Raw genomic sequence first — 16,130 nt, forward strand, 5'->3', positions numbered from 1 at the left:
TCAAGCGCCCCAGTGCTAGGAGATGCCGGGAAGATGGCGGTTTCGCCACCCTTTCGGCCCATCTGGCACCGCCCCGGCCAGTCCATCGGTGCACGTCAGCCCGGCGATTCGCCTTCGTGACAGATCATGACGAAGAAGTAAGGATATTGACCCGAAAGAGTGTATGCAAGGATCTTGGCATGCGGATAGTCACTCTCGCCGGAGGGGTCGGCGGCGCTCGCTTCCTGCGCGGCCTCCTCGAGCTCACCACCTCGACCGACGCGGCCGGGATCGCCCCGTCCCCACTGCCGGGCGGCCCGCACGCGGTCACCGTCGTCGGCAACACCGGCGACGACATCACCCTCTTCGGGCTCCGGGTCTGCCCGGACCTGGACACGATGATGTACACCCTCGGCGGCGGGATCCACGAGGGTCAGGGCTGGGGTCGGTCGGACGAGTCGCACGTGGTCCAGTCCGAGCTCGCGGCCTACGGCGCCGAGCCGCAGTGGTTCGGGCTGGGGGACAAGGACGTCGCGACCCACGTCGCCCGCTCCCAGTGGCTCGCCCAGGGGGCTCCCCTGTCCCAGGTCACCGCTCGCCTGGCCGACCGGTGGGGACTGCCCGAGCGCGGCGTCCGGCTGCTTCCGATGACGGACACCCCCGTCGAGACGCACGTGGTCGTCGACGACCCGGACCGCGAGGGCGGGCAGAGCGCCATCCACTTCCAGGAGTGGTGGGTGCGGCACCAGGCCGCCCTGCCCGCCCACCGCTTCGTCGTGGCCGGGCTGGACCGGGCCGCTCCCGCTCCCGGGGTCCTGGACGCCATCCGCGGCGCCGACCTGATCCTGCTGCCGCCGTCCAACCCGGTCGTGTCCATCGGCATCATCCTGTCCGTGCCCGGGGTGCGCGATGCCGTGCGGGGCTGCCGCGCACCCGTGGTGGGCGTCTCCCCCGTGATCGGTGGCCGTCCGGTGCGCGGGCACGCCGACGCCTGCCTCGCCGCGCTGGGGCTGCCCACCACGACCGAGGCGGTGGCCGGGCTGTATGCCGACTTCCTCGACGGTTGGCTGGTGGACGAGTCCGACGCCGCTGCCGGGGCGACCCTGGCCCGCACCCGGCGCGACCTCAGGGTGGTCGCGCGGCCCCTGCTGATGACCGACGTGCCCGCCACCGCGGCCATCGCCGCCGAGGCGCTGCGTCTGGGCCTGGAACTGGCGGCGGGCGACGGCCACGCGGCGGCCCCGGTCACGGACCGGTGAGCGCCGCACCCGACCCCGTCGAGATCCACCCCGTGCTCGGCCTGCCCGAGGTCACCGACACCACGGACCTGGCGGCGGTGCTGGCCCACGCCGTCGTACGGTCCGTGCCGGGGGGCCTGCAGGACGGCGACGTCCTGGCGGTCTCCAGCAAGCTGGTCTCCAAGGCCGAGGGGCTGCGGCGCCCCTGGGCCGGGGAGCGAGGTGCCAAGGACGCGCTCGTCCGTTCCCAGTCGGTTCGCGTCGTCGCCGAGCGCGCGACCCCTGCGGGAGTCACCCGCATCGTCGAGGCCGTCGCCGGACCCGTCATGGCGGCGGCGGGGGTCGATGCCTCCAACACCGGCGACCAGGGCGGGCTGCTCGTCCTGCCCGAGGATCCCGACGCCGCGGCGGAACGGCTGAGGCGGCAGCTCCGGGCCGAGGTCGGGGCCCGGGTCGGGGTGCTGCTCACGGACACCGCGGGCCGGCCCTGGCGCGGCGGCCAGGCCGACCTCGCCCTGGGGTGCGCCGGGCTCAGCCCCGCCGACGACCTGCGGGGTGGGGTCGACCACGACGGCCGCTCGCTGGTGGTCACCTCCCGCGCGGTCGCCGACGAGGTCGCCTCGGCCGCCGACCTGGTCAAGGGCAAGGCATCCGGCGTCGGGGCCGCGGTCGTGCGCGGACTGGCGCACCTGGTCGGTCCTGACCGTGGGCCGGGGGCCCGCTCCCTGGTCCGGACGGGCCCCGGGGACTGGTTCGCGCTCGGCCACGTCGAGGCCGTCCGCGCTGCGCTGGGTGCCCCGCCGGGGAGCCCGTCCAGCGAGCGCGTGGGAGTCCGCCCGCTGGTCGCCGAGGAGCTCGGCGCGCGCTGCGACCGGGCCGTCCGACTGGCCTTGCTGACGCTCCCCCAGGTGGCCGTCGCGGCTGCCGAGGAGGATCGGATCCGGCTCGACGCGACCGACGCGACGAGCCTCGGCCGCGCTCTGGCCCGGCTCGAGGTGGCCTGTGCGGCCGAGGATCTTGTCGTGGCCCAGGAGGATGTGTGCGGTACCGCGGCGGAGGTGCTGCTCAGCGATCGGTGAGCGGCCCCGCCGTGGACCGCCCATGACGCACGGGGTCGACCACGGTCTCCTCCCCCCCGACCGAGCTGGCCGCGGCCCGCACCCGGGCGACCCGCTCGACGGCCTTCTGGGACTGGTCGCTCACCTCGCCGACGAGCTCCTCCAGGACGTCCTCGAGGAAGACCACACCGGTGACCTCGCGGTCGTCGTGCGCGGCGAGCACCTGGGCGAGGTGCCGCCCGGTCCGCTGCATCGCGGCGAGCACGTCCTCGACCTCGTCGTCGGCGTGGACCGTCGCGAGGCGACGCAGCCGCTTCGGGGGGATGGGCTCGTCCACGTCCTCGTCGCGGGCGTACAGGATGTCCTTGAGGTGCAGGTAGCCCACGATGTCGCCGTCCTCGGAGCGCACCAGGTAGCGCGAGTAGCCGTGCCTGGCGACCAGCCGCTCGAGGTCCTGCGGGGTGGCGCCCTGGGTGAGCGACACGACCCGCTCCAGGGGCACGGCCACCTCGTGCGCGAGCCGGTCGCTGAACTCCAGCGCACCCTGCACCAGCCCGTGCTGCTCGGCCTCCAGCAGCCCCTCGCGGTGGCTCTCGGCGACGATCTCCCCGACCTCCTCGGTCGTGAAGGTGGAGGCGAGCTCGTCCTTGGGCTCGATCCCCACGGCGCGCACGATGGACTTGGCCAGCCGCTCCATCACCCAGATGATCGGCCGCAGGACGCGGGTGACGGTGAGGAGCGCCGGGACGAGCACGAGGGCGGCTCGCTCGGGTCCGGCGATGGCGAGGTTCTTGGGGATCATCTCCCCCACGACGACGTGCAGGTAGACCACGAGCAGCAGCGCGAGCACCAGCGCGAGCGGGCCGGCGAGGGCGGCGGACAGGTGGGCGGCCTCCAGCCAGCCCTCGAAGAGGTGGTGCAGCGCGACCTCGGCGAGCGCGCCGATCCCCAGCGAGCAGACGGTGATCCCGAGCTGGCAGCAGACGAGCAGGGTGGAGACCTGCTCCAGTGCGTCGAGGCAGCGCCGGGCCGCGGTGGAGCCCTCCGCGGCGAGCGGCTCGAGAGCGGACCGGCGGGCCGCCATCGCGGCGAACGACGCGCCCACGAAGAACGCGTTGCCCAGCAGCAGGATGATCGAGATCCACAGTGCGGCGGCGGTGCTCATCGGGTCTCCCCCTGCTGTCGTATGCCGGAGGAGGCGTCGGGCGAGCCCGCCTGGGCGTGCCCCTGTCCGTCGCCGGGCGGGTCGTGTCGTGCCTCGAGCCGGAGCCGGTCGACCCGGCGGCCGTCCATGCCCTCGACCGTGAGGTGCCAGCCCTCGATCTCGACCTCGTCGCCGACCTCGGGCACCCGGCCGAGCCGGGCCATGACGAACCCGCCCAGCGTCTCGTAGGTGGGCGCCTCGGGGATGGCCGCGCCCACGCGGTCGCGGACCTCGTCGGTGCGCCACAGCCCGGGGACCGTCCAGGTCCCGTCGCGGCGGGCGTGGGCCTGGGGTCCGCGGCGGTCGTGCTCGTCGGCGACCTCCCCGACGATCTCCTCGATCACGTCCTCCAGGGTGACCACGCCGGAGGTGCCGCCGTACTCGTCGAGGACGACGGCCATCTGGAAGCTGTGCCGGCGCAGCAGCAGCAGGAGGGGGTCGAGCCGGATCGTCTCGGGCACGTGCAGGGCGTCGACCATGAGGGCGGACACCGGCACCTCCTGGCGGCGCTCGTGGGGCACGGCGAGGGCACGCTTGACGTGGACGACGCCGTCGACGTCGTCCAGGTCCTCCCCGATCACCGGGAAGCGCGAGTGCCCGGTCCGCCGGGCGAGGGTCAGGACGTCCGCGGCCGACGCGGACCGCTCGACCGTCTCGCAGCGGACCCGGGGGGTCATCACGTCGTCGGCGGTCCGCTCGCCGAAGCCCAGGGACCGGGTGAGCAGCCGGGCCGTGTCCTCGTCGATGGTCCCGGCCTCGGCGGAGCGGCGCACCATGGAGGCCAGCTCCTGCGGGGTGCGGGCCGCCGAGAGCTCTTCCTGCGGCTCGATGCCGAGCCGGCGCAGGAAGGCGTTGGCCGACCCGTTGAGCACGACGATGAGGGGCCTGGCCAGGAGGCTGAAGATCCGGACCGGGCGGGTGACGACCTTGGCGGTGGGCAGCGGGGCGGACAGGCCGAGGAACTGCGGGACGAGCTCGCCGCCGATCATCGAGGCCACGGTGGCCAGGAGCATCGCGACCGTGGTCGAGACGGCAGGGACCGCGGACGCCGGCACCCCGAGGCCGAGCAGGGGTCCCCGGATCAGGCCGCCGATGGCGGGCTCGGCGATGAAGCCGGTGAGCAGCGTGGTGAGGGTGATGCCCACCTGGGCGGCGGACAGCTGCGTCGAGAGGGTGCGCAGGGACGTGAGCACCGGGCGCGCCGCCGTGTCCCCCGCGTCCACGGCCCGCTGGACGGTCGGTCGGTCGAGCGCCACCAGCGAGAACTCCGCCGCGACGAAGAAGGCCGCGCAGCCGGTGAGGAGCACCGCTGCCAGCAGGAGCAACCATTCGGTCATAGTGGGCCCGATCCTACGGTCGACAGGGCGGTCACCGTGGTTCCGCTCCCCGGCAGGTCGAAGGCTTGGGGGTTACTCTGACCCCGTAGGCACTCTCGGTCGACGTCGACGCGAATCCATGAAAGAGGCGATCCCAGCCGTGACCACGCCCCCCAGCGGCCCCACCCCCTCGACCTCCTTCGGAGCCAACCAATGGCTCGTCGACGAGCTGTACGAGCAGTACAAGCAGGACAAGAGCTCGGTGGACCGGGCCTGGTGGTCGTTCTTCGAGGACTACACCCCCGGGTCCGGGCACGGCGATGGCCAGGGCGGTACGGCTGCCGCACCGGCCCGGGGCTCGCAGGCGGGCGCCTCCGCACCTCGGCCGGGCCGGGTCGACGCCGCGCCCGCGTCGCCCTCGACCGGCGCGGCCAAGCCCGAGTCGGCCTCCCCCGAGCAGGCCACCGACCGCGCGATCGATCCTGGCAAGGCGGGCGCGGCCGGCCAGGACCGCGCGGCCGCGCGGCCCGGGGCGTCCGGACCCACCCAGGCCGCGCCGGGTGACCCGGCCACGCCGAGGTCCGCCATGGGCGCGCGCCCCGGCGACGCGCAGGCCAAGCCCACGCCCCGGGACATCCCCGCGGTCAGGCAGCCCGGCCCGCAGACCGAGGACGAGGTCGTCGTGCTCAAGGGCCCGGCCGCCCGGGTGGTCACCAACATGGACGCGAGCCTGCAGGTGCCCACCGCCACGAGCCTGCGTGCGGTCCCGGCCAAGGCCCTGATCGACAACCGCATCGTCATCAACAACCACCTGCGCCGCTCGCGCGGCGGCAAGGTGTCCTTCACCCACATCATCGGCTTCGCCATGGTCAAGGCGCTGCAGACGATGCCGGAGATGAACCACTCCTTCCGGATCGAGGACGGCAAGCCGGCGCTGGTCAAGCCCGCCCACGTCAACCTCGGCATCGCGATCGACCTCCCCAAGCCGGACGGAACCCGCTCGCTGGTGGTGCCCTCGATCAAGTCCGCGGAGACGATGGACTTCGTCCACTTCTGGACGGCGTACGAGGAGCTGATCCGCAAGGCCCGCGGCGGCAAGCTGACCGTCGACGACTTCGCCGGCACCACGATCTCGCTGACCAACCCCGGCGGCATCGGCACCAACTCGTCCACCCCCCGGCTCATGCAGGGCCAGGGCGCCATCATCGGCGTCGGCTCGCTGGAGTACCCCGCCGAGTGGCAGGGCGCCGCGCAGGAGACCCTCAACCGGCACGCGGTGAGCAAGATCCTGACGCTGACCAGCACCTACGACCACCGGATCATCCAGGGCGCCGGCTCCGGCGAGTTCCTCAAGGTCATCCACGAGCTGCTGCTCGGCCGGCACGGCTTCTACGACGAGGTCTTCGCCTCGCTGCGCATCCCCTACGAGCCGGTGCGCTGGGTCCAGGACATCTCGGCCGGGCACGAGGACGACGTCAACAAGACGGCCCGCGTCCAGCAGCTGATCCACGCCTACCGCGTCCGGGGCCACCTGATGGCCGACATCGACCCGCTGGAGTACGTCCAGCGCCGCCACCCGGACCTGGACATCGAGCGCCACGGCCTGACCCTGTGGGACCTGGAGCGGGAGTTTGCGACGGGTGGCTTCGGCGGCAAGCCGCTGATGCACCTGCGCGACATCCTCGGCATCCTGCGGGACTCCTACTGCCGCACCGTCGGCGTGGAGTACATGCACATCCAGGACCCGGACCAGCGCCAGTGGATCCAGGACCGGGTGGAGGTCCACCACGACCGGCAGACGGCCGAGGAGCAGCTGCGGATCCTGCGCCGGCTCAACGCCGCCGAGGCCTTCGAGACCTTCCTGCAGACCAAGTTCGTCGGCCAGAAGCGGTTCTCGCTGGAGGGCGGCGAGTCCGCCATCGCCCTGCTCGACCGCATCCTGACCCGGGCCGCCGAGGACTCGATGGACGAGGTGTGCATCGGCATGCCCCACCGTGGTCGCCTCAACGTCCTGGCCAACATCGCGGGCAAGTCCTACGGCCAGATCTTCAAGGAGTTCGAGGGCGTCCAGGACCCCTCCTCGGTTCAGGGCTCGGGCGACGTGAAGTACCACCTGGGCACCGAGGGCACCTTCACCTCCGACGACGGCCGGCAGACCAAGGTCTACCTCGCCGCCAACCCCTCGCACCTGGAGGCCGTCAACCCGGTGCTCGAGGGCATCGTCCGGGCCAAGCAGGACCGCCTCGGGCACGCCGGGGAGGCCTTCACCGTCCTTCCCGTGCTCATGCACGGCGACGCGGCCTTCGCCGGCCAGGGCGTGGTCGCGGAGACCCTGCACCTGTCCCAGCTGCGTGGCTACCGCACCGGGGGCACGATCCACATCGTCGTGAACAACCAGGTGGGCTTCACCACCGCGCCGTCGAGCTCGCGGTCGAGCGTCTACTCCACGGACGTGGCCCGGATGATCCAGGCCCCGATCTTCCACGTCAACGGCGACGACCCCGAGGCCTGCGTCCGGGTGGCCGAGCTGGCCTACGAGTTCCGCCAGCGGTTCGCCAAGGACGTCGTCATCGACATGGTGTGCTACCGCCGACGCGGGCACAACGAGGGCGACGACCCCTCGATGACCCAGCCGCTGATGTACAACCTCATCGAGGCCAAGCGCAGCGTCCGCAAGCTCTACACCGAGGCCCTCATCGGCCGTGGCGACATCACGGTCGAGCAGGCCGAGGAGGCGCTGCAGGACTACCAGCAGCAGCTGGAGCGGGTCTTCGTGGAGACCCGCGAGGCGGTCAAGGCCGCCAAGGCCGGGCGCGACTCGGGCCCCGCCGGCCTGGAGCGACCGCAGGCGCAGGAGGCGGACGACAAGGCCCCGGCCAAGGTCGTGGAGACGGCCATCACCGCGGACACGCTCCAGCACCTCGGCAAGGCCTTCGTCGCCACTCCCGAGGGTTTCACCGTGCACCCCAAGCTGCGCCAGATGCTGGAGAAGCGTGCGGACTCCGTCGCCAACGGCGGCATCGACTGGGGAACGGGCGAGCTCATCGCGTTCGGCTCGCTGCTGATGGAGGGCACGCCGGTCCGCCTGGCCGGCCAGGACTCCCGCCGCGGAACCTTCGTCCAGCGCCACTCGGTGCTGATCGACAAGGAGACGGCGGAGGAGTGGACCCCGCTGCTCTACCTGGGCAAGGGTCAGGCCCGCTTCTGGGTCTACGACTCGCTGTTGAGCGAGTTCGCCGCGATGGGCTTCGAGTACGGCTACTCCGTCGAGCGCCCGGACGCCCTCGTGCTGTGGGAGGCGCAGTTCGGCGACTTCGCCAACGGCGCCCAGAGCATCGTCGACGAGTTCATCTCCTCCTCGGAGCAGAAGTGGGGCCAGCGGTCCTCCGTCGTCCTGCTCCTCCCCCACGGCTACGAGGGCCAGGGGCCGGACCACTCCTCGGCCCGGATCGAGCGCTACCTGCAGCTGTGCGCGCAGGACAACATGACGGTCGCCTTCCCGAGCACCCCGGCTTCCTACTTCCACCTGCTGCGCCGGCAGGCCTACGCCCGGCCGCGCCGCCCGCTGATCGTGGCGACCCCGAAGTCCATGCTGCGGCTCAAGGCCGCGGCGAGCTCGCCGGAGGACTTCACCACCGGCACCTTCCGGCCGGTCATCCCGGAGCGCACCGGCATCGACGCCGCCACGGTCGACCGGGTGCTGCTCTGCTCCGGCAAGGTCTACTACGAGCTCGACGCCCACCGGCAGAAGCTCGGCGACGACCGCACGGCGATCATGACCGTGGAGCAGATCGCCCCGTTCCCGGCCAAGGAACTCGCCCAGGCGCTGGCGGACTACCCCGAGGCCGAGATCGTCTGGGTCCAGGACGAGCCCGCCAACCAGGGCACCTGGCCGTACGTCGCGCTCACGGCGCCGGAGCTGCTCGCCCGCCACGGCGAGAAGCGCTCCTTCCGTCTGGTCTCCCGCCCCGCCTCGGCCGCTCCGTCGACGGGCTCCTCCAAGGCGCACGCGGTCGAGCAGGCCTCGCTCATGGAGCGCGCCCTCGAGCGCTGATCCCCTCCTCCCTGACGGGCCCGTCCACCCTGGTGGGCGGGCCCGCCGCCGTGCCGGGCAAATCTGTGTCCACGTCGGCACGCCCCGCTGGCCGGTGCGTCCGGATGGGGCACAATGACGACCGTGTACTTCACCGACCGCGGCCTGGAAGAGCTCGAACAGCGCAGGGGTGACGAGGAGTTCAGCTTCGGCTGGCTGGCGGAGCAGATGAGGACCTTCGTCGACCTCAACCCCGAGTTCGAGGTGCCGGTCGAGCGGCTCGCCACCTGGCTGGCCCGTCTCGACGACGACGAGTGACAGCTCTCGGCCACCGCAGCTCTCGGTCCGTCCGACGCCCGACAGACAAGGATCCACCCGTGGTGTTCCGCGACCCGCAGGACTACAACCCCTCCCCCCACAACGTCGCCCCGGTGGACGACGAGCACGGTCCCCGGGACGTGGGGCTGGTGTTCATCGGTGATTCCTTCGTGGCGGGCTACGGCGACCCCAAGGGCCTGGGCTGGGTGTCCCGGGTCGTCTCGCGGACCCAGCACCCGGACGTCCAGCTCTCGGCCTACAACCTGGGCATCCGCGGCGACTCGTCGGCGGACGTCCTGGCCCGGTGGCGCAGCGAGTGCCCGCCCCGGTGGCGGGGCCGCTCGGAGCGTCGGCTCGTGATCAGCGTCGGTCACGCCGACGTCCTCACCGGGATCACCACCGCCCGGTCCCGGCTCAACCTCGCCAACGTGCTCGACGACGCGCAGGCCCAGGGCATCGCGGCCTTCGTGGTGGGGTCGACGCCGACCAACGACCCGACCTTCAACTCCACGCTGGAGATCGTCACCGAGGCCCAGGCCGACGTGTGCGCCCGCCGCGGGGTGCCCTTCGTGGACTGCTTCCGCCCGCTGCAGGGGCACGACCAGTGGGTGAGCGACCTGGACGCCACCGGCGACGGCTTCCACCCCGGTCAGGCGGGGTACGGGCTGATCGCCTGGCTGGTCCTGCACGGCGGATGGGACGGCTGGATGCGGCTGTCGCGCTGAGTGTCCGCCAAGGCGCGTATCACGACTCGGGAACGGCTCCGGCGATGACCCTGCGTGAGACCAGGCACCCTTTAAGGTGGAGCCGCGTCCGCACCTCGCGGCCGCCGGAAGGAGACTGACATGCCCCGCGCCCTGCGCACCTCTGTCGCCATCGCCGCCGGCCTCGTCGCCGCGTCGTCGCTGTCTGCCTGCGGCTCGGACGCCGCCAAGAGCGCCGGCGACGCCGCGTCGTCGGTCGGCGCCGCCGCCAGCACCGCCGGCGCCGCCGCTGCCACCGCCGCCTCGACGGCGGCCTCCCAGGCCGCCACGGCTGCGTCGAAGGGCGCCTCCGAGGCCGCCACGGCCGCGACGAACGGCGCCTCCCAAGCCGCCACGGCGATCGACAACGCCGCCTCTGCCACGGTGACCAGCACGGTCGCCACCACGGTCGGCACCCCGTCGTCCTCCGCGGCCACCCCTGCCGCCGGTGGCAAGTCCTACACCATCGCCGTGGTCAACGACCACGACAACGCCACCTCCTGCTGGGCCGCCATCGACGGCAAGGTCTACGACCTCACCAAGTGGATCAGCCGCCACCCGGGCGGCCCGAAGCGCATCGAGGGCATCTGCGGTCAGGACGCCACCGCGCAGTTCACCGCCCAGCACGCCACCAACGCCGAGGCCAAGGCGCGTCTGGCGACCTTCCAGATCGGCACCCTCACCAAGTGACCTGAGCGCGAGGAGGGCGTGATCGCGGTCACGCCCTCCTCGTCGTCCCGCGAGCGGTGAGCGCCACGACGGGTCAGTGCGTGACGATCACCTTGCCGAACAGGTCCGATCCGGCCAGCCGCTCGAAACCTCGCCGGGCCCCCGGCAGCGAGGTGGTGCTGTCCACGGCCGGTTCGATGCGCCGGTCGACGACGAGGTGCGCGAGGCGCTCCAGCTCCCCCCGGTTGCCCATCGTGGAGCCGACGACCCGCAGCTGCCGGAAGAAGATGTCCGGCAGCTCCGTGCGCTGGGGGTCACCGGTGGTCGCGCCCGCGGTGACCAGGGTGCCACCCGCCTCCAGTGACTTGATCGAGTGCCGCCAGACCGCCGCGCCCACGGTGTCCAGCACGGCGTCCACGCGTCGGGGCAGCCGCGCGCCCGGCTCGAAGACCTCGGTAGCCCCCAGCTCCAGGGCCTTGCGTCGCTTGGTCTCGTCCCGCGAGGTCGCCCACACGCGCAGACCGGCCGCGGCCCCGAGCTGCACGAGCGCCGTGGCGACTCCGCCCCCCGCCCCCTGCACCAGGACGGTCGCGCCCGGCTGGACCGCGGCGTGGGTGAACAGCATCCGGTATGCCGTGAGCCACGCGGTGGACAGGCAGGCCGCGTGCTCCCAGGACAGCGCGGCGGGCTTGGGGACGAGGTTGTGGGTGGGGACGGCCACCCGCTCGGCGATGGTGCCGGGGTGCAGCTCGGACAGCAGCGTCCGGCGCGGGTCGAGGGTCTCGTCGCCACGCCAGCCCTCGCTCGCCACGACGGCGTGGACGATGACCTCGTCCCCGTCGGGGGTCACGCCGGCCCCGTCGCACCCCAGGATCATGGGGAGCCGATCGGGGAGCAGCCCGACCCCCTTGAGGGACCACAGGTCGTGGTGGTTGAGCCCGGACGCCCGCAGGGTCACGGTGACCCACCCGGGGCGCGCCTGCGGCTCCGGCTGCTCCCCCACCTCCAGCGCGGAGAGCGGGTCGTCGGCGGACTGACGGGCGGCGTAGGCGGCGAGCATGGGCCGAACCTATGCCAGCCCGGGAGTGCTCGCAGCCGGTGCGGCGGAGGCGGGGGCCCGGAGCCGGGCCGCACGGCATAGGCTGGACCGGCACGCAGCACCCGACTCGTCAGATAGGTCCCTGGATGCCTCGCCCCCGCCTTGGTTTCGCCGTCGTCCGCGGTCGTTCGATGGAGCCGACCCTGCACGAGGGCGACTGGCTGCTCGTGGCCTTCGGGGCTCGTCCGCGGATCGGCCGGCTGGCCGTCGTCCGGCTGCCCGACGGCGAGCAGGGGCCCCGTCCGCTGTCCGTCAAGCGCGTCACGGGTCGTGATCCCAAGACCCGCGAGGGCTGGTGGGTCGAGCGGGACAACCCGCGCGAGGGGATCGACTCCTGGCACGTCGGCGCCCTGCGGGACGAGGACATCGAGGGCCTGGTGGTCAAGCGCGTCCCCACACCGCTGCTGCGACTGCCGCGATTCTCCCGCCCCGAGGGGTGACGGCCCGCTCCGGCGGGCCCGGCAAGATCGCCAGCCCCCCGCCGGTCGGGTTAGGTTGGTGCCCAGACGTGGCGTCCCGCCACGCACAGTCTTCGCGAAAGGAACTGACGATGTTCACGTTCGCCCCCGTCGAGGTCCACGCCCACTGCGACCTGCCCTGCGGTGTCTACGACCCCGCCCAGGCCCGGATCGAGGCCCAGTCCGTCAAGGCCATCATGGAGAAGGTCCGGGACAACCAGGACCCCGAGTTCAGGATGCGCGCCACCCTCATCAAGGAGCAGCGCTCCCAGCTGGTCAAGGAGCACCTGTGGGTGCTGTGGACCGACTACTTCAAGGCCCCGCACTTCGAGAAGTTCCCGCAGCTGCACACCCTCGTCAACGAGGCCACCAAGCTCGCGGGCGCCTCCGGCACCAAGGGCGAGTGGGACATCGCCAAGGCCGACGAGCTCCTGGCCAAGATCGACGAGATCGCCACCATCTTCGCGGAGACCAAGAAGGCCTGACCCCGGCCGTCGTCGAGGGTGCGGCCACCCGCAGGACGCCGTCGTCCCTGCCCCGGTCCGCACCCGAGGCGCCCGCGGGGCTCGCAGCGTCCCGGGTCCCCCGCCCGCGACGCGGACCGGTTTCGGGGCGGCCGCGCTCCTGTGCGACACTTGCTGTTTGAGGCCCGTCCTGGGCCAACGCGCTGCCCCGGTCTCCGGGGCGGCCGCGATACCCGATCCGAGGAGTCCTCATGAGCAAGCGCGCCCGCAAGCGTCGTGCCCGTAAGAAGAACGGCGCCAACCACGGCCGCAAGCCCAACGCCTGATCGTTCGATCACGCGTCCGGCGACGCACGTAGGCCCCTGACCGCTGGTGCGGCAGGGGCCTTCGGCATACCGGCTCGGTGCGGGCCCGTCGGCGTCAGTGCGCCGCGGGCCGGGCACCGGGAGGCGTCGGACCGGCGGCCGGCTTGTCGAGCTGCTGGGTGAGCCAGGCGAACAGCTCGGGCAGCATCGTCCGGAAGGACTTCCAGTTGTGGCCGCCCCGGCCCTGCGCCAGGCTCACCTTGGTAGGTGGTTTCACCACGGCCGCGAACGAGCGGTAGACCTTTGCCGAGAACTGCTCCTCGGCGTTGCTCCCGACCCAGTTCCGCAACGTGACCGGGGGCGGGTTGGGGCCCGAGGCGAGAGCCTTGGGGCTGGTGGCGAGGGCCGCGGCGGTCTTTCCGGACGGCACGTTGCTGTCGATGACGAAGTAGCCCGACAGCGAGGCGACCGTCGAGAACGTCGTGGGGTGGGCGAAGGCGAGACGGGCCCCGCAGTAGGCCCCGCTGGAGTCGCCCCCTGCGGCCCAGGCGGTCGCCTGCGGCAGCACGCGGAAGTTCTGCTTGACCATCCCGACCACGTCCTGGACGAAGAAGGTCTCCACCCTCGGCTGGCCGGGCAGGTCGGTGCACTCGGTGTCGAGGTTCTTGGCGACCTGCATGGAGGGCATGACCATCACGAAGTCCGAGAACGTCCCCGCCTGGGCGCCGTCGGCGAGCAGCTGGGGCTGGCCGAACTGGTACCACTGGGTGTACCCCGCACCGTCACCGCCCGGAAACATCATCAGCACCGGGAAGCGGGTGCCGGCCTTGGCCGGGTCGTCGTAGGCCGGGGGCAGCCACACCCAGACGGGCATGGTGACGCCGGAGGCCTTCCCGGCGAGGACGGTCTTCATCAGTCGACCCTTGGCCACCGGCAGCGGGGCGAACCCGGGGGGCAGGGTCGGCGCGGCTGCCACGGCAGGGGTGGCCGGCGTGGCGGGGCCGGCCGTCGGCGTCGCGACGGCCGCCTTGACCGAGAAGCCGGGGACGGTGGCGCCGAGCCACTGGAGGGCGGCGGGCAGGTGCGCCGCCCAGACCGCCGTGCGGTGCCCGGTGCCGTGGTCGAGCAGGGTGGTCACCGAGGTGGGGGCCGTGGCCGCGGCGGCGAGCGCCTTGGTCGAGCCGTAGGACAGCTGGTCCACGTCGGAGGTCTGCGCCCAGACGGCGACCGGCGGACGGTGGCTCGCCACCAGGGCCGGCAGGTCGTACGCTGCCCGCTGCTGCGGGGTCGTCAGGGGTGACTTCCCGCTGAACGCGGGCTTGGTGTAGCCGCCCAGCATGATCGCGCCGCCATAGGTGTCGGGGTGCTTCACCGCCATCATCGCGGCGCAGTAGGCGCCGGTGGAAAAGCCGGTCGCCGCCCAGGAGGCACGGTCGGTGCGGACGCGCAAGGTGCTGCGCGCCCAGGCCGGCAGGTCGGCAGCGAGCCAGGTCTCGACCTGGGCACCGCCGGGGGCGTCCACGCACTCCGAGTCGGTGCCTCCGGGAAACTCCAGCTGGGGTGCCACGAGCACCACGGGGCCGGTCTTGCCGCCGGTCCGGGCCGCGTCGAGAGACTTCTGCGCGGACATGGCGTCGAGCCACTGCTCAGGGGTTCCGGGGTAGCCGTGCATCGCCACCAGCACCGGGTAGTCCCGCATCGCCTGGGCGGGGTCGGTGTACCCCTCGGGGAGCAGGACGACGACCTTGCCGCTGAGACGGCTGCGCGGCCCGGACACGGTGTAGGTCTGGACCCGCGACCCGGGCTGGGGCAGCGCAGGCAGCGTACGCCGGGTGGCCGTGGCGGTCGGGGTGGGGCGGTCCGAGGCGAAGGCCGCAGCGCCTTGGGCTCCGCTGGTGGTCGCCTGCTCCGCGCCGGCCGACCCGTGGAGCAGGTCGGACCAGCTGGCGTACCACTTGTTGTCCCGGTTGAGGACGACCGCCATGGCGGTGACCCCGAGCGCCACGACGACGAGCTGGACGAGCAGGCGCTGGGCCAGCCCCACCCGGCTGCGAGCGGTCCGCCCGCTCAGCACCGCGCCACCGATCAGCGCGGCCACCGCCACGGCCACCGCGACGATCACGAAGGCATTTCCCGTCAGCTCCATGCCTGGCCCCTCCATCGACGTCGATCCCCCGGTCCGGGCGTGCTCGCAGGATGGCACGGGTACCTGAGACGGGACCATGGGCGACGCGCTCGGTCGGGAATCACGGCATCCGGTCGACCGATCGTGATGACGGGCAGCCGGCCCCGGCACCTGGCGTCGGGGGCGGGCTCGCCCGGGCGGTCAGCGACCGTACTCGATGGTGACGCTGGTGAAGCTCGCGATGATCTGGGTGCGCAGCTGGGTGGGGGCCTGCTCGCAGGCGCAGCTGCGTCGGACCAGTGCCTTCAGCGCCTGGTCCCGCTGGTACTCGTCCAGGCAGGGGGGACACTCGCGCAGGTGCCGGGCGAACTCCTCGCACTGCGTCTCGTCGAGCTCGCCGTCGAGGAACTCGAAGACGTGGTCCATGAAGCTGGAGCAGTCGAGGTGCTCACCCATCACGCGTCCGCCCCCTCGGCCTCGGTGGTGGAGGCGCCGGGGACGAACCCGCGCTCCACGGCGTAGTCGGTGAGCAAGTCGCGCAGCTGGCGCCGGCCGCGGTGCAGGCGGGACATCACCGTGCCGATGGGCGTGCCCATGATCTCGGCGATCTCCTTGTAGGCGAAGCCCTCCACGTCCGCGAGGTAGACCGCGAGGCGGAAGTCCTCCGGGATCTCCTGCAGCGCCCGCTTGACGTCGCTGTCGGGCAGGTGGTCGAGCGCCTCCATCTCCGCGGACCGGTTGCCGGTGGAGGAGTGCGAGCCGGCGCGGGCCAGCTGGTAGTCCTCGATCTCGGCGGCGTCGGACTGCAGCGGCTCCCGCTGCTTCCTGCGGTAGGTGTTGATGTAGGCGTTCGTCATGATGCGGTACAGCCAGGCCTTGAGGTTGGTGCCGGGCCGGTACTGGTGGAAGGCGCCGTAGGCCTTGGCGTAGGTCTCCTGGACCAGGTCCTCCGCGTCCGCCGGGTTGCGGGTCATCCGCAGGGCCGCGCTGTAGAGCTGGTCGAGGAAGGGCAGCGCCTCGGTCTCGAAGCGGGCCTGGCGCTCGGCCGGGCTCTCGGTCGCCACGTCGATGTCAGTCATCGTGGGCAAGCCTAGTCCGGCGAGCCGGGGCTGCGGCGCGAT

General features: G+C 72.6%; 15 protein-coding genes. 9 read left to right on the top strand and 6 right to left on the bottom strand.

Features of this window, described 5'->3' with window-relative positions:
* The first annotated feature begins 179 nt into the window (after window positions 1-179).
* The gene (gene cofD, locus ACK2IS_RS12095) at window positions 180-1,238 is read left to right on the top strand and encodes a 2-phospho-L-lactate transferase (RefSeq protein WP_409483572.1); all 1,059 of its coding nucleotides are present in this window, start codon (window positions 180-182) and stop codon (window positions 1,236-1,238) included.
* Window positions 1,235-2,296, top strand: a complete 1,062-nt coding sequence (cofE, locus tag ACK2IS_RS12100) for a coenzyme F420-0:L-glutamate ligase (RefSeq protein ID WP_409483573.1) — start codon at window positions 1,235-1,237, stop codon at window positions 2,294-2,296. The genes cofD and cofE overlap by 4 nt, the downstream gene beginning before the upstream one ends.
* Here cofE and ACK2IS_RS12105 read toward each other — a convergent pair.
* A complete protein-coding gene (locus ACK2IS_RS12105) occupies window positions 2,283-3,440 on the bottom strand; it encodes a hemolysin family protein (protein ID WP_409483574.1) in 1,158 nt (385 codons plus the stop codon). The two genes, cofE and ACK2IS_RS12105, sit on opposite strands and share 14 nt — an antisense overlap.
* On the bottom strand, window positions 3,437-4,816 hold the full coding sequence (locus tag ACK2IS_RS12110) for a hemolysin family protein (protein ID WP_409483575.1): 1,380 nt from the start codon (window positions 4,814-4,816) through the stop codon (window positions 3,437-3,439). Before ACK2IS_RS12110 ends, ACK2IS_RS12105 begins: the two co-directional genes overlap by 4 nt.
* Before the next feature lie 118 nt (window positions 4,817-4,934).
* On the opposite strand from ACK2IS_RS12110, the gene ACK2IS_RS12115 reads away from it, so the two are divergent.
* The 4 genes from ACK2IS_RS12115 to ACK2IS_RS12130 all read left to right on the top strand — a co-directional run bounded on the left by ACK2IS_RS12115 (window position 4,935) and on the right by ACK2IS_RS12130 (window position 10,579).
* The gene (locus ACK2IS_RS12115) at window positions 4,935-8,849 is read left to right on the top strand and encodes a multifunctional oxoglutarate decarboxylase/oxoglutarate dehydrogenase thiamine pyrophosphate-binding subunit/dihydrolipoyllysine-residue succinyltransferase subunit (RefSeq protein ID WP_409483576.1); all 3,915 of its coding nucleotides are present in this window, start codon (window positions 4,935-4,937) and stop codon (window positions 8,847-8,849) included.
* A 123-nt stretch (window positions 8,850-8,972) separates the two neighbouring features.
* The gene (locus tag ACK2IS_RS12120) at window positions 8,973-9,146 is read left to right on the top strand and encodes a DUF6104 family protein (RefSeq protein WP_409483577.1); all 174 of its coding nucleotides are present in this window, start codon (window positions 8,973-8,975) and stop codon (window positions 9,144-9,146) included.
* 62 nt (window positions 9,147-9,208) lie between these two features.
* Entirely contained in the window at window positions 9,209-9,871 is a 663-nt protein-coding gene (locus ACK2IS_RS12125; protein WP_409485672.1) for a GDSL-type esterase/lipase family protein, read from the top strand.
* Between the two features lie 120 nt (window positions 9,872-9,991).
* Entirely contained in the window at window positions 9,992-10,579 is a 588-nt protein-coding gene (locus tag ACK2IS_RS12130; RefSeq protein ID WP_409483578.1) for a cytochrome b5 domain-containing protein, read from the top strand.
* 73 nt (window positions 10,580-10,652) lie between these two features.
* On the opposite strand, the gene ACK2IS_RS12135 is transcribed toward ACK2IS_RS12130, so the two are convergent.
* The gene (locus ACK2IS_RS12135; RefSeq protein WP_409483579.1) at window positions 10,653-11,618 is read right to left on the bottom strand and encodes a zinc-binding dehydrogenase; all 966 of its coding nucleotides are present in this window, start codon (window positions 11,616-11,618) and stop codon (window positions 10,653-10,655) included.
* Window positions 11,619-11,743: 125 nt separating this feature from the next.
* Here ACK2IS_RS12135 and ACK2IS_RS12140 point away from each other — a divergent pair, with 125 nt between their 5' ends.
* The 3 genes from ACK2IS_RS12140 (at window position 11,744) to ACK2IS_RS12150 (ending at window position 12,905) form a co-directional block, all read left to right on the top strand.
* Window positions 11,744-12,097: a S26 family signal peptidase gene (locus tag ACK2IS_RS12140; RefSeq protein WP_409483580.1), complete on the top strand. Its 354-nt coding sequence runs from the start codon at window positions 11,744-11,746 to the stop codon at window positions 12,095-12,097.
* A 110-nt stretch (window positions 12,098-12,207) separates the two neighbouring features.
* Window positions 12,208-12,600, top strand: coding sequence for a superoxide dismutase, Ni (gene sodN / locus ACK2IS_RS12145; protein ID WP_409483581.1), 393 nt, complete (start codon window positions 12,208-12,210; stop codon window positions 12,598-12,600).
* Between the two features lie 230 nt (window positions 12,601-12,830).
* The gene (locus ACK2IS_RS12150) at window positions 12,831-12,905 is read left to right on the top strand and encodes a 50S ribosomal protein bL37 (RefSeq protein ID WP_372490264.1); all 75 of its coding nucleotides are present in this window, start codon (window positions 12,831-12,833) and stop codon (window positions 12,903-12,905) included.
* A gap of 94 nt (window positions 12,906-12,999) precedes the next feature.
* Here the strand turns inward: ACK2IS_RS12150 and ACK2IS_RS12155 are convergent, their stop codons facing one another.
* The 3 genes from ACK2IS_RS12155 to ACK2IS_RS12165 all read right to left on the bottom strand — a co-directional run bounded on the left by ACK2IS_RS12155 (window position 13,000) and on the right by ACK2IS_RS12165 (window position 16,088).
* Window positions 13,000-15,030: an alpha/beta hydrolase gene (locus tag ACK2IS_RS12155; protein WP_409483582.1), complete on the bottom strand. Its 2,031-nt coding sequence runs from the start codon at window positions 15,028-15,030 to the stop codon at window positions 13,000-13,002.
* A 180-nt stretch (window positions 15,031-15,210) separates the two neighbouring features.
* Window positions 15,211-15,465, bottom strand: coding sequence for a mycothiol system anti-sigma-R factor (rsrA, locus tag ACK2IS_RS12160; protein ID WP_409483583.1), 255 nt, complete (start codon window positions 15,463-15,465; stop codon window positions 15,211-15,213).
* Window positions 15,465-16,088: a sigma-70 family RNA polymerase sigma factor gene (locus ACK2IS_RS12165; protein WP_409483584.1), complete on the bottom strand. Its 624-nt coding sequence runs from the start codon at window positions 16,086-16,088 to the stop codon at window positions 15,465-15,467. The genes rsrA and ACK2IS_RS12165 overlap by 1 nt, the downstream gene beginning before the upstream one ends.
* Window positions 16,089-16,130 lie beyond the last annotated feature (42 nt).

Source organism: Arsenicicoccus dermatophilus, from assembly GCF_046267915.1.
Lineage (GTDB): Bacteria > Actinomycetota > Actinomycetes > Actinomycetales > Dermatophilaceae > Arsenicicoccus > Arsenicicoccus dermatophilus_A.